Genomic DNA, 14,362 nt, shown 5'->3' on the forward strand with positions numbered 1-14,362 from the left:
ATTTACCTATGTGGGTGCAAAATTTTTTTAAAAACCTTACTACTCTTACTCAATTTTTAGACAATTTGACTATCCTAACACTATTTAGTTTTTAAAAATTAATATGAAGAAGAATGTATCAGATCAAACTGCTGACATCGCTCAAGAGTATCTGGAACGAGAAAACAAGGATAAACAGGTACTCGCCTTACTGCTAGAGAAGTTCATGGGGAAGAAAGACCAGATTTTAGTCCAAAAAACCGAGATGGGTGGTACTGAGGCTTTTGTTGGTTCTGTTACCTTGGAATGGTTGGCTGGTCGTGTTCATTTCGCCTCTGGTTTACCCTTACTTGAAAAAAAGTACAATGCAGAAACTCGTAACATCGAGATTGACGCAGATAGCATTGATGAAATTCAGCAACGTCCCATTGACTGGACGCGTCAAGCACCCCTAGTACAGTATTTAGCAGCGCGGAAAAGTCACAAATTCCCACCTGTGCTAGTAGTAATTAATCAACCTTGGGTGGATAATCCCAAAGCGGCTGAGTGGGATAGTCAGGGAATAGCCTTAAAATCTACTACTGATTTCACCGCTTTAGATAAAGATGGTAAAGTTGGTCTGCTGAATATTTCTGAAGATAATGTGACAATTTATGCCTTGGATGGTCAGCATCGACTCATGAGTGTACAAGGGTTGATGGAGTTAATCAAAACTCGCAAATTGCAGCGCTATAAAAAAGATAAAACTGCTGACGATAACTTTATTACCTTAGATGATTTGAGAGATCAGTACCAAGTAGACCTTGATTACTTGCAAAGCTTACCCAAAGAAAAAATTGGGATTGAATTTATCTGTGCGGTTGCGGCTGGGGAAACTCGCACCGAAGCTAGGCGAAGGGTAAGGTCTATCTTTGTTCATGTTAACTTAATGGCTGCACCATTGACTAAAGGTCAGTTAGCACAGCTAAATGAGGATGATGGGTTTTCCATTGTGGCGAGAAAAATTGCAGTTACTCATCCGCTTTTGGAACAACGAAAAGAGCGCAATCCTCGTGTTAATTGGAATAGTGGGACAGTGGCATCTAATTCTACTGTTTTAACCACCCTGCAAGCTCTTCATGATATGTGTGAGCGATATTTGGGGCAAAAGTTCCCTCACTGGAAACCTTTGGAAAAAGGCTTAATTCCCATGCGTCCAGAGGATGAAGAACTTGAGGAAGGAATTGCGGAATTTAGTCAGCTATTTGATAATTTAGCCAGCCTTCCCAGTTATAAGCTGTTGGATGAAGAAGACACGCCAGCTTTGCGACGCTTTAGTTTTGAAAAGGATGGGGGGGAAGGAAATCTGCTTTTTCGTCCTGTTGCACAAGTGGCTTTAGCGCAAGCTTTGGGAATCTTGGTTTTTCAAAAAGGTTTTACACTAGTAAATGTTTTTAAGAAGTTGCGAAAATTCGACCAGCAAGGCGGTTTGAGTGGTATGGAATATCCACAGTCTTTATGGTATGGCGTTTTGTATGACCCCAATAAAAAGCGAGTGCAGGTTTCTGGACGCGAATTAGCAGCCAAGTTACTAATTTATATCCTGGGTGGAGTTCAGGATCAAATGGAACGTGCTGAACTGCGTAAGGCTTTGGCTGATGCGAGAACGACAGAAAATAAAACCATCGGTTTTGATGGTAATTTTGTTGAACCCAAGCAAGTAGGACTTCCACCAGTGCTGTAATTAGGCTTGAAATATATTTTGGCGATGCCATTGAAGTGCTTCCAGTTCTGGAAAGTATTGTTCTGTATTTGGTAGAAGTATTTTTTCCCCATGAAAATCTTTCATAGGTTTAGCGTAGGGAGAAACTTCTGCCAAATCTTCGCTCACAATGATTTTGTATTGGTCATCTATGGTAAACCAACCCCGGTCAAATGCCCAATGATGATTTTTACACAATGCTATTCCGTTATGGATTCTGTTGTCATAGAATTGGGAAAATGGTTTAATATGTGCGCCGTCAACAATATTTTGATTTAGTGCTTTAGTTACTTTCAGTCCACAAAAAGCACACCTAGAATCATAAACATATACAATAGCTTTCCTGAAAAAAGCATTTCTAATCGCTGCTCGCTTTAACTGCCATCTTGGCTCATAATCTGCATTATCAGATTGAAATAATTTTTCTATTTCTACAGTTTGGTCATCAAAAGTCTCATTGATTTTCAAAATAACTTCTATATCACTTTCATTCTCAGAAAAGAAGGCTACCACGAGTGCATCAATTAAATATTTTCGGGAAGTTTCATCTTGGAGGAAGTTAAATAATTCAATATCTAAATAGGCATATTCAATAGCTTCTTTCAATTTTTTAGTCGTTTTTGGACGCAACCCATTAAAATTAGGTGTAAACGCTAAGTACCAAAATTCTTCATTTTTTAGATGGTAGAAAGGATAGTGTAAACCACCTTTGTGATACGCAGATCCTATAACATTCCAGTAATTTGTAAATGTTTTAATTAATTCGTGTGAAATATAAATTTTATTATCGTTAATAATACCTCTGCTAATTAAATCAACTACAGATAAAAGTAATATAGGTTTGTATAAAGCATTACCAAGCTTCCGGCTAACGCTAACATTTAATTGGGAAAATTTTTGACGATAATATTCTAAATTTTTCATCTTAAAGTTTTATTTAAATAAATAATTTAACTTAAAAATTTACTGAGATCAAATTCTTCGTCTGACTGTTCTTGAGCATCTTTTTCGGAAATGAGAACCAATAAAAGACGTTCTGAATAATCAACGGCTCCTCGTAATTCATTTTGTAAAATTTCCAGCCCTCCGTTAGCATACTCTTCAAATATTTGGGTACGTTTGTCTTCATACTCTTCTTCTCTAGAAGACAGTATTTGTATATCTTTGGTTTCAGTTATTCCTAATAATTTGATAATGAGGTCATGTCCTAGAGAAGCAAAATTTTCTTGTGGAATTGGCGAAGGTTCTCTTTTTGTAAATTCGCCTAGAAGAACACGCTTGTTATTTTTCACACCTAAAGCCGCCGCAAATACCATTACTTCCACATAAGTTTGAAAAGGCCCAGTTGTGTCTTTTGATGCTACTAACTGTTTCACCAACTCAGCCTTATCTTTAGCAACCCTGATTCTATTTGCAGCCATGATAATGATATCTATATTGTGACTATTTTAACCGAATATTAGATGCGATCGCCTATTTCCATTTCCTCTCCGTTTCCTCCGCGCCTCCGTGTTTTTCTCTCACCCACTTACTTAAACAAGGCAACCATACATTACTCATTTTTTAAGCATAAATCAGCACATACCCAAGGAAGTAGGACTTCCACCAATCTTATAATGTACACAGTGCAAACACCAGGTGCTTTACGCAGAAATGAAAATTAATTCATCCGAAGCGATCGCATCTAGGATTTCTCCCTGCTTGTTGTAAATATTACTTCAAAATTACTGATATCTAGATCAGAGTTTTCAGACCATCTTGCAGGTTTGGACTTCTCTATCGGGTCACTTTTTGCCAAAGTGTATTAGTATTCAGTTTAAACAACAAAATATAGCTGCTAGGTAATTTAAGATAAATAAGATGTACGAACAAATTTCTCACTCACTGTTAAATTCAATACTAGATGATTTAAAGCCGGAAATTCGTCGGCAAGATTTGCGGCATTTTTATACCCGCCTTGGGGCAAACTTTTACGCTATTCATTCGCTATTTTCTACGCTGTACGGACATCGTGATGATTTTGAACTGCAAATGTTACGGCTAGTTGAAACAATGGCCAAAGGCTATATTGATCGCTCTCCAGAATTGGAGCGGTTAGATATTCAACGTGAGCAAGACCACAATTGGTTTTTGTCGCAAAAATGGGTAGGGATGGCACTTTATTCCAACGGTTTTGCCGAAAACTTGGCAGATTTAGAAAACAAAATCGGCTATTTTCAAGAGCTAGGCATCAATATGGTACATATTATGCCGATTTTGATGTGTCCTAATGGTCAAAGTGATGGGGGGTATGCCATTAGTGATTTTAGACAAATTGACGATCGCGTTGGTAGTTTAGAAGATATTCGCAAAATTGCTCAGGAGTTCAGAAAGCGTGATATTTTACTAATTCTGGACATTGTGCTTAACCATACTTCTGACGAACATGAATGGGCGCAAAAGGCGAAGATGGGCGATCGCAGTTTTCAAGATTACTATTATATCTTTGAAAACCGAGAAACCCCTGATATGTTTGAGCAAAGTATGCCAGAAGTTTTCCCAGAAACAGATCCGGGTAATTTTACTTGGGATGCTGAGATGGAAAAATGGGTGATGACGGTTTTCCATAATTACCAGTGGGATTTAAATTACAGTAATCCCAAAGTTTTTATTGAAATGCTCGACATTATTCTGTTTTGGGCAAATCAAGGTGTGGATATTCTCCGGCTGGATGCAGTTGCTTTTCTATGGAAAAAGATCGGTAGTTCTTGCCAAAACGAGCGCTATGCACATTTAATTTTGCAGTTAATGAAAGATTGTTGTCAAGTGACTGCGCCTGGTGTGTTATTTATCGCTGAGGCGATTGTTGCGCCTGTGGAAGTAATTAAGTATTTCGGCGAGGATGCGATCGCTGCTAAAGAATGTGAGATTGCTTATAATGCTACTTTAATGGCATTAATGTGGGATGGAATTGCCACTAAAAACACTAAGCTAATTTACCAAGGCATTAAAAGTTTGCCTAATAAATTAGAACGAGCTACTTGGCTAAACTATGTGCGTTGTCATGATGACATTGGTTTGGGTTTTGACGATAGTGATATTTACTCAGCCGGTTATGAACCCAGAGCGCATAGAAAATTTTTAGTTGATTACTTAACCGGTCAGTTTGATGACTCCCCATCGAGGGGAATGGTGTTCATGCCTAATGAAGCTACGGGAGATGCGCGGATTTGTGGTTCACTAGCTTCTTTGGTGGGATTAGAATCGGCGCTGGAAACTGCTGATGAGGATTTGATTGCCCTGGCAATTAATAGAATTTTATTAATGCACGCAATTATTCTATCTTTTGGCGGCATCCCTCTAATTTATAATGGCGATGCGATCGCTGTACTTAATGATTACAGCTATATTGATGACCTCAGCAAAAGTAATGACAATCGCTGGGTACACCGCCCTAAAATTAATTGGGAAAAAGCCGACTTACGCAAAAAACAAGGCACACTGGAACACACAGTATTTAATGCTACTAAAAAATTGATTGCCATCCGTAAAGAAATTTCTGCATTTGCTGATTTCAATAACCGCGAATTGGTACACCTAGAGAATGAACACTTGCTATGTTTTGTTCGTTTCAATCATCAACGTCCATCAGAAAAAGTGCTAGTCATCGCTAACTTTGATGCAAATCCGCAAGACTTGTCTTTGGAGTCACTTAGAACTATGGGCTTCAATATTTATAGTAATTTTGTTGATTTATATAGTGGTACGAAACCAGAGCAATGTGATAGTCGTATTACTTTACAAGGATATCAATTTTATTGGCTCACAGAGACATAAAAAGCGGCAATATCTCCTTGGTTATCGCATCAGGATTGGTTTGCCTTAGTCAGGTCGCGTCGCTCCAATTCAAAATTCAAGACAATTAGTAGGAGATTGAACTCGCCACTAATTTTTCGCGTAGCGTCCCGTAGGGAAGACCGTCCTTACGGGTTAGCCAGTCACCTACAGTGGGAAACCTTCTTGCAGTGCTGGCTCACCCAATATTATTTAACTATATTGTTACCATTTTAACCAAATATTAGATGCGATCGCCTTTCTCTTTCCTTGTCCTCTGTGGTTTTTTTCTCACCCTCTACTTGTAAACAAGGCAACCATACATAAAAACTGGTTCAGTAATTTCCCTGTGCTGTATGGGTAATTCAGCTTGCCATGCCGAAACAGGCAAAATCCCATGTTCACTTAATTGCCAACGTCCCAGTAGCGGTTTAATCGTTGCCGGATTCCGCATATATAAATGTGCATCTAACGAATCCATTAGTTCTATCAATTGAGGATATTGCAACCCAGCCTCACCATCAAAATCTAAAGCCAGAAAACTACCAGCAGGTACCCAGTCATAAAGTTTATCCAGCATCTCAGTTAAAATATCGTCAGGAATAAAAGCGGAAACACCGACAAAAACTATCCCTAAACGCTGCAAACTTCCCAAAGTTTCAGTCACCACAGATTGATCAAGAGAATTCAGGTTTTTTGCATCACAGAATGTATAGTTAGCATTAGGGCTATTGGCTAGTAATTCTTGACCTAGTTGAATATTAGCTGCGTCAATGTCCGTGTACAACACCTTGGCTTGCGGCACAGCTTCATGGACATTATCACAAGTTGGTAAACCTGAACCAAAGACAACAAACTGGTCAATTCCCTGCGATTCAATATAACGTGATGCACGCCCAATATAATCTCTGAGTGTGCGAAAAACTTTTGGGAACTGGGGATAGACCTGTTCAAAGACTTTGGCGGCTTCCACATCAACAAGAAAATGATGAGAACCACCCAGCCAATAATCTAGAATTCTGCCTGTGTTGGGAATTGATGGTGTTTCCATTGTGATGATGACTTTGTAAGAAGGTTTACATCTCCACTCATACTACAAATTGCACATCCTCTTGACATACTCCCCCGAATTCTATTCGAGGGATTCTAGGCTCAAACAGCAATTGCAGGCATAGCCCGGCTTACATCACCTAACCCGACGACAGTCGATGCCCCGACTGCACAAATTACTCTGGAGGCGTTCTCATCTCTCCCGTTCACTGACGAACAGGAAGGACAGCGCCATTCCCTAACAGACAAATCAAGACTTTCTAAAACGTGTCCACAGTGGGAACAAGTCTTACTACTGGGATACCATCGGTCGATGAACACAACCAATTTATTCTTCTTTTTAGCAACCCATTCGAGGATTTGTATAAACTCACCGAAAGCCAAGTCTGATATTTTTCTACCCCAAAGTCGCTGCATTCCTTTGAGGTTTAAAGTCTCAAAACAGAGAAGATCAAACTTATTAGTTAAATCATCTGCTAACTTCCAAAACCAGTCGCGTCTACGATGAGAAATATCCTCATGCTTACGTACTAAATTCTTTCTAGCTCGTTCACGATTAGATGAGCCTTTAAGCTTTTTAGAATGATGTTTACTGGCTTTTATGATAGCACTTAAAGACTGCTTAAAAAATTGGGGAGACTCAATGGTTGTACCGTCAGAGCAAGTGAGGAATGTTTTCAAACCAAAATCAAAACCAGCGATTTTAACCGTCTTAATTTCAACTTCTGGCTTACTGCCTTCATCAACAACCACAACCATAAACAAATCACCCAACGGTGTACGCTTTATAGTTAATGTTTTGACTGTTCCCTCAATTTCTCTAGACTTCCAGAATTGATAAACACGACTACCAACTTTTACCCTGTTACCACCCAAAAACTTATAACCAGCTTGCTTAAGGGTAAATGATTTATATTTTTTGACCTTCTTGAATCCCGGTGGTCTAACTCCTTTTTTATTATGTTTAAAAAATAATTGGTAAGCTTTCTCAATGCGTTGACAGATATCTTGAACTGCTTGAGATCCTACTGTTTGCCAAAAAGAATTGCGTTTTCTTAATTTGGCAATATGAGATTGAAGTTTTGCACAGCTTAAATGCTTGCCCCACATCCGGTAGTAACGTTTATGCAAGGCAATGCAATGATTATAGATTACCCCACTCGCGTTAATCATACGCTTAAGGAATCTGTTTCTTTTATGCTGGTACAGTTTAAACTTCAATGTTTTCATGCGGTCATGCTACCATTAATTATGTAGATAATTAACACTCGTCTACACTTCGGCAAGTGTTACAGTGAGCTTGTCAAACTGCTCTGTTACCACATGAAAACTGTATATAATCACTACAATCATGCAATTAGATTGGCTACTGTTCATCTGGTCTGGATACCATGTAGGCGTAAGAGGGTTTTCACTAATAATGAAAAATTAAAGCTGCGATGTATTGAAATACTTCAGTCTGTTGCTAATGATAAAAAATGGGTTATCAAAGCCCTAGAAATTGCCCCTGATCATATTCATTTATTGGTTGAGTATGACCCTCATCATTCAATCTCTCAAGTAGTGAAAGCGTTTAAAGGTCGGTCGACTCGCAATCATAACCCCACCTCAAAAACAACCACCCCTCTCAACTCTACCTCTTCCCTCCGCGCCTCTGCGCCTCTGCGTGAAACACTCACCCCTGTGTCCTCACAGTCAAAACCTGCGGTGGAGTAGCATCAGGAGGATACAAAAAATCCACCTGAACTTGTCGCCTCTCTCCCCCTTGCATTTCCAACCTCAGCAAAGGTTCACCAGTTTGTCCCCGTCGTTGTACCAAATGCACATAGCGCGTTCTTTCCACGCCATTATCATCTGGATAACGCACCCTCACCGTTCCCCGAAAAAATACCTGTTCCACCCGTGGCTGTAAAAACAGTAACCTATCACTACCCCCTTCATCCTTCACAGGCGTTTGAATAGATACAGTTACAGTCCGGGTTTGATTGCTAGAATTACGTAAAGGCAAACTGAGATTGTATTCTATGCCATAATTACTGTGAGCAAAATAAGCCGTATCTACATAGCGTTTCAACATCGGCGCACTCTGAATTTGCCCAGTACTGAGAGTAACTAAATGTATAGTCGCCAAAGGATAAGAAAACGCCTGTCCTCGCTGGGGTATCGTCAAATCAGGCACAGTAGAATTATCTGTAATTTGGGCTAGCCATTGCGTCCCTTGGGATACACCAGCCACCCGACTAAATACTGTGGGTTCTCTGGGAGGATCGAGAGGTGTAGGAATAGCATCGCGCTTTCCTGCTAAACTGCCAGTATCCAGAAGTCTTTGCCACTGGGCTAAACTGGGCGGAGTATTACTACTCTGAGATAATTTTGCCATATAAAGCGGGCGATCGCTCTCCAATCTAATCATCGTACTGCGACCACTAGAAGATGGCGATCGCACAGGAATTTCTAAATTGGCTAATATTTGGCTTTTCCCTGGTTCTATTACCAATCTTTCCGGGAAATTAGCTTGTCTGACACCCCGCAAGACATCATTCATGGTGCGACTACCAGGGCCAGCGTAAACTGTACCTTGGGGATTATCTACCATATCCGGCAGAGTAATAAACGGTGATTCTCTGGTAAGATAACTAGCAGCTTGTAATACTTGCAATGTTACCGGTTGATTTCCAGGATTATGGACAATAATACCTTGGTAAACCGTGCGGCTTTGGGCTGATGTTTCTGCCCTGACGATATGATGGGCGAAGACATCAAATCTGCCTTGAAAAGAATAGTTTAAATGTGCTTCTGGTGCTTGTTTGCCTTCTGGGGGAAAAGTTGATAGCAAAATGCCGTCAGTTGTCACCAATTCCGGGCTATTACTGTTAAAAGTGGGAATAAGATTGAGTTGTCCTGGTAAAAGGCGCACCTCTTGAGGATCTACTTCTATTCCCGCAATATATTCTGGGGGAACACTGTAGATATTTAACGCCCGACACATTAAAGCTGCAACTTCCCCTCTGGTAGCACTTTGCAGTGGTTTTAGCTGTTTAATGTTAGGATAATTAACAATAATACTATTAATTGCCCCTTGAGCGATCGCATTTTGGGCATAGTTAGGAATTTGCGCCGCATCATCAAAGTACTGTTGTAATGTTTGCGCTGGATTAGATACAGAGTTATAATTTTTCGCACCAGCTAGCACACCGATAATTTGCACCCTGGGAATTGCTTGATTTGGTTGAAAAATTCCCCCTGGATAACCAGCAAAAAACCCTTTTTGATAAGCCCTCGCAATGGCTTGATTTGCCCAATAGTTAGTAGGTACATCTTTAAATGTAATGGCTGGGCGCTGTATTGGTGCGTCGGGGAAAGCATTTAACATTAATACAGCTGCTTCCGCGCGGGTGACGGTTGCATTGGGGCGAAAACTTCCGTCGGGGTATCCTGTAATTAGTTTGCGTTCTCCTAATTGTTGAAGACAATCTTTTCCCCAGTGGTTTTGGGTGTCAAAGAAAGCGAGGGTGCGGGTGTGGGATAAGGTTAGGAGAAAGGTGAGTGTTGCTAGGGTATATTTATTCATGATTGTCTCACGCAAAGGCGCAAAGGCGCAAAGAAGAAAGCCAGCAAAGGAAGTATAGCCTGTCGGTAATTACGAACTACGAATTACGAATTACGAATTATTTCTATGATTTCGGTATATTCAAATTCGTTGGGACTTTGCTTGACTAAGGGGTATCTTTGTCCTGCTAATTGGATATGATTTTGTTCACAATCTGGTTTTGAGGAATAATAGGTAAGTACGTATTCTCTACCTATTCTTTCTGTCATTTCTTTTTCTACTTCACCTCGCCATTGAGTTTTACTGGCTAAGACAATTAATTGGTTAGCTAATTTGGGAATTGTTCCTGCTATATGTCGCCGCGACATTTCATCTAAGCTGCCAAAGGGGGAATCCATAACAATAGGAAATGTGCTACTATCGGGAAGCATCATCATTTTGCGCTTTTGACTCCACTCTCTGACTTTATCGATGATGCTGGCAATGAAGGATAAGCTGAGAATTTGATTTTCTCCTGTAGAAGCTGCAACTGGTGCTTCTATTCCCGCCGTATGTTCTACTAAGGTTAATTCATATTTTTCGCTAATTTTGGGAATATATGGTTTGACTGAAAGCTGGTTAAATATCTCTTGGACTCGTTTTTCTAGTTGCAGACGAAATTGTTTTTCTTGGCGATTTTTAACTTCGGTTAACCGTTCAATTGCATCTTGAGTAGCGTTAATGCGTCGCTGTGCTAAGATTTGCCTTTCTTCATTCAGTTTCTGCTTAGATATTTGTTTACCTAAAGCATCAATTTCTGTTTTTAATTGAATAATTTTCTGCTGGTTTGCACCTTGTTCTCGATTTAATTCATCAATTTTACTGGAAATCTCATCTAAGCGTTTTTGTAAGCTGCTAATTTCTTCATTCGCATCTTTTCGCAGTTTGTCTTGAAGGTTATCTAATTCACCCTCAACTTGGAATATGGTTGCTCTTAATTGCTTAATTCTGGCTTGTTCTCTATCAACTTCTTCCCAAAAAGCCGCAGCTTGTTTATCAATTTCATCTACTTGTACACCCATGCGAATAGCGGTTTCTTCCACGGCTGAAGAACCAGCTTTATCTAGCCAAGTTCGGACATTTTCATGATTATCAGTACCTGCGCTTAAGTCTGCACCACAAATACAGCGTTGAGTTTTTAATAATTCATTGACAAATTCTCGCGAAATTCCAGAGGTTAACTCACCTCGCTGTTTTAAGTCATCAATAATTTTCCGAAATTGTGATGTTGTCTCTCCCAGTAATACTGTATAACCCCGTGAGGAAATTATTTTTTTCAGGGCTTCTTTATTTTTTTTGAATGCTTCCTGGTTTTCGGCTTTCTGCAATTCTAAACTTTGCCACCTGTCTTCTATTTCTTTAGCCGCAACCAGTTCCAACAAGTGGTTACTTGTCTCTTTTTTAAAGGTTTGTTGATATTCTAACTCTTGTTTAATTTCTGTTTGGCGGTTGGTGAGGCGTTCACTTTCTTGTTCTATCTTCTCTTGGTCTTTTAGCAGTTTCTTAGTTTCTGCATCACCAATGGCTTTTAACTCATTTTCTAAAGTTTTTTTCGCTTCTCCTAAATGTCGAATAGAACGGTTAATTACTTCCACACCCAAGAAAATCTTAGTCGCTTCCGCAATTTCAGCTTTTTTATCAGAACGCACTATTTCTTCTATGCGTTCACCGTCAAAGAAAAAATATTGATGTAAACTTGCAGGTAAAATTTGATTAATAATATCATCTGGTTGTTGTTGTGGTATCTTCCAATCACCATCTTCTTCACCTACCCACATCCGTAATTCTGTTTTACCAGCTTCAAAGTCACTGTCATTTTTATAAACCCGACAAGAACGTTTAACTTTGTAGCGTTTACCTTCGTGTTCCCAGCCTACTTCTACCCAACATTCTACCGGTTGTCCTTTTTGGGCTTCAGCTATTGAACGTTTATTAACTAGCTGTTCGGCGGAGGCGAAAGCTGCACTAAATTTCTCATATAATACCCAAGTGAAGGCATTGAGTAAACTGGTTTTTCCAGAACCGTTATTACCATGAATAATTGTGGTGTTCAGGGTATCTCCTACCGCGAGGAGTATTTCTGGAGTTGTACCATAAAAGGAGCGAAAGTTGCACAGCTTGATTGAAGTCAGCTTCATTGCACTTCTTCCTTAACAATATCTAATATCTCTTCGTTAATATGGCTATTGATTTTTTTATCTAGTCTGCCTTTTTCCAATTTCCAAACTCGCTCAATAATCTGTCGCACTTCTGGCGACGCACTAGAAATTGGTTCCTGCACATCTTCAATATTTGTGTCTGGGAGCATTTGGCGGCTTTTCAATAGGTTTTCTTTATATTTTAGCTGCTAGAAGTCCTGCATTTGCATCCGTGAAGCTACTATTACTCTTGCTTTTAGGTATGGCGAGAATTTTTGTAACTTATTGGGCAAAAAAGAATGCTTGATTTTGAGTATTGGGCGTGGTAAATTAAAGATGGATTTACATTATAATTGGGTGTAAGCTAAATTTTAAAATCAAGTTATATCCAATTATAATTAACTTTAATATTATTTTCACACACTATCTGCAATTTACTACAAAGTCAAAAAAATTTTTTCAGGTTTTTTTTGTATCTGGGTTTGAAGAGGAACGAACCGCAGAGGCACAGAGAACACAGAGTTATGAGAGTTGGAGGTTTTTTTTACAAGTCCGGAATTAAATATCTAATAATCCGTAACGTTTTTGTAAGTTGAGTAGTTTCATTCTGGCTTCGCCGGCGTTATCGGCTAAGTCGGCAAATTCTACAAAGCGGCGTAGTTCTTTTTTTAATAGGTTGCGTTCTATTTCTATGGTTTCTCTATCTAAGTCTGGTGGTAAGACTATCATATCGAATATGGTGGCGCGTTCTTTATTAATGTGAGGACGTAATACTCTCCCCCGACGCTGAATGAATTGGCGCGGGTTTCCTGAACTTGATAAAATTACGGCTGTTTGAATGGCTGGTATATCAACTCCTTCGTCTAAGCAGCGTATTGCTACTAAACCCTGTAATTCTCCACTTTCAAATTGACAGCGTAAGGTTTCCCGTTCTTTTAAGGAAGTGTGGGCGGTGTATGTGCTGACTCTATATCCTAAGTCTACACCGAGAATTTTGGCTACGGCTTTGAGTTGACGCAAGGATGAACGTTGTCCGGTTTCTTGGGAACCATCGCTACAATAAAATAGTGTGTGGGTGCTTTCTCGCCGAGTCTCCATTAATTCTCGCAAAGCGGTTAATTTATTTTCTGCTGTGCCAATTAGTCTGGCGCGTTGCATTAATAATGGTTTTAAGTCTTCGTTGTCTTCAAAGTTTCTGGCTTGGCCATTTTCTCGTTCTCTATATAATAGCGATCGCCCGATTTTTTTGGTTAACTTTAAATAAGCCATACTTTCGGTTTCGGTCAGTTCTACAAGTATGGGATAATACAAATAATGTACTAAAGCCCCTTGAGCGATCGCATCCTTCAAGTTAAACTCTGGTTGTAGCACTGAACCAAAATAATCAAATAATGATTGCGTCCCATAATCATCAAAATATCTTTCTGGTGTCGCCGATAAAGCCAGCCGCAACCCTACCCGACGAGGTAAATTTTCTTCTAACTTTGGTGCGCCTAAATTATGCGCTTCATCACCGATAATTAAAGTTTTCGGGGGAAAATACTTAAGTTGAGACTGAAAACCATCACCAATTAATGTGGAATTGGTAGTAATTACCGTGACAAAGTTTTGCGAACCGGAACGCAGATTATACAGTTGCGTAGATAGTTGACTTTGCCAAGTGCGTAAATTCTCGAAAGCTAAGATAGGCTGTAAGTTAAACTTCTCACATTCTCGCGCCCATTGGGTGACCAGATGACGATAAGGACACACCACTAATAACACTTGTAAGTTAATCTGCTGGTATAATTCACAAGCGATCGCTAAAGCTGTAATAGTCTTACCACTACCAGTAGCCATTTTTAGCGTCCCTCTGCCATTGTTAGCAAACCAGCTAGTAATAGCCTGACGTTGATACTGCCGTAATTGCAGAGATACAGGCAAAATTGGGCATCCTGGTAATGGCTGACGAGTTTGATAACTTCCCTGACGTTCCCTCAAAAATGGAACTTTCAGCCTGAAAGTAGATTGTTCCTGTACTAAATAATTAATCATTAGTCATTAGTCATTAGT

Annotated in this window: 10 protein-coding genes and 1 pseudogene; 3 read left to right on the plus strand and 8 right to left on the minus strand. The window is 39.6% G+C overall.

Annotation, left to right across the window (positions count from 1 at the left end):
- Positions 1–103 precede the first annotated feature (103 nt).
- Positions 104–1,702: a DGQHR domain-containing protein gene (locus AACX33_RS11655; protein ID WP_194000216.1), complete on the plus strand. Its 1,599-nt coding sequence runs from the start codon at positions 104–106 to the stop codon at positions 1,700–1,702.
- Here the strand turns inward: AACX33_RS11655 and AACX33_RS11660 are convergent, their stop codons facing one another.
- Positions 1,703–2,644 (minus strand): HNH endonuclease, encoded by a 942-nt coding sequence (locus tag AACX33_RS11660; protein ID WP_194000218.1) that lies wholly within the window; start codon positions 2,642–2,644, stop codon positions 1,703–1,705. It lies immediately after the preceding gene.
- 26 nt (positions 2,645–2,670) lie between these two features.
- Positions 2,671–3,141, minus strand: coding sequence for a DNA phosphorothioation-associated protein 4 (locus AACX33_RS11665; protein WP_194000220.1), 471 nt, complete (start codon positions 3,139–3,141; stop codon positions 2,671–2,673).
- A gap of 439 nt (positions 3,142–3,580) precedes the next feature.
- Here AACX33_RS11665 and AACX33_RS11670 point away from each other — a divergent pair, with 439 nt between their 5' ends.
- Complete coding sequence (locus AACX33_RS11670; RefSeq protein WP_194000222.1) at positions 3,581–5,536, plus strand: alpha-amylase family glycosyl hydrolase; 1,956 nt, start codon at positions 3,581–3,583, stop codon at positions 5,534–5,536.
- A 295-nt stretch (positions 5,537–5,831) separates the two neighbouring features.
- Here the strand turns inward: AACX33_RS11670 and AACX33_RS11675 are convergent, their stop codons facing one another.
- Both AACX33_RS11675 and AACX33_RS11680 read right to left on the minus strand, forming a co-directional pair.
- On the minus strand, positions 5,832–6,584 hold the full coding sequence (locus AACX33_RS11675; RefSeq protein WP_194000224.1) for an SAM-dependent methyltransferase: 753 nt from the start codon (positions 6,582–6,584) through the stop codon (positions 5,832–5,834).
- A gap of 101 nt (positions 6,585–6,685) precedes the next feature.
- Positions 6,686–7,813 carry an RNA-guided endonuclease InsQ/TnpB family protein gene (locus tag AACX33_RS11680; protein ID WP_194000226.1) on the minus strand — a complete coding sequence of 376 codons (1,128 nt, stop codon included), beginning with the start codon at positions 7,811–7,813 and terminating at the stop codon, positions 6,686–6,688.
- A 93-nt stretch (positions 7,814–7,906) separates the two neighbouring features.
- Between AACX33_RS11680 and tnpA the strand changes: the two are divergent.
- Positions 7,907–8,176: pseudogene (gene tnpA, locus AACX33_RS11685) on the plus strand (IS200/IS605 family transposase); the annotation flags it as partial.
- An 82-nt stretch (positions 8,177–8,258) separates the two neighbouring features.
- Here tnpA and AACX33_RS11690 read toward each other — a convergent pair.
- The 4 genes from AACX33_RS11690 to AACX33_RS11705 form a co-directional block, all read right to left on the minus strand.
- On the minus strand, positions 8,259–10,154 hold the full coding sequence (locus AACX33_RS11690; RefSeq protein ID WP_194000228.1) for a DUF3370 family protein: 1,896 nt from the start codon (positions 10,152–10,154) through the stop codon (positions 8,259–8,261).
- 83 nt (positions 10,155–10,237) lie between these two features.
- Positions 10,238–12,310 (minus strand): AAA family ATPase, encoded by a 2,073-nt coding sequence (locus tag AACX33_RS11695; RefSeq protein ID WP_194000230.1) that lies wholly within the window; start codon positions 12,308–12,310, stop codon positions 10,238–10,240.
- Positions 12,307–12,480, minus strand: a complete 174-nt coding sequence (locus AACX33_RS11700) for a hypothetical protein (RefSeq protein ID WP_006195413.1) — start codon at positions 12,478–12,480, stop codon at positions 12,307–12,309. Before AACX33_RS11700 ends, AACX33_RS11695 begins: the two co-directional genes overlap by 4 nt.
- A 388-nt stretch (positions 12,481–12,868) precedes the next feature.
- Entirely contained in the window at positions 12,869–14,344 is a 1,476-nt protein-coding gene (locus AACX33_RS11705; RefSeq protein WP_194000232.1) for a DNA phosphorothioation system restriction enzyme, read from the minus strand.
- Between the last annotated feature and the right edge of the window lie 18 nt (positions 14,345–14,362).

It is taken from the genome of Nodularia sp. LEGE 04288, assembly GCF_963896525.1.
Taxonomy (GTDB): domain Bacteria; phylum Cyanobacteriota; class Cyanobacteriia; order Cyanobacteriales; family Nostocaceae; genus Nodularia.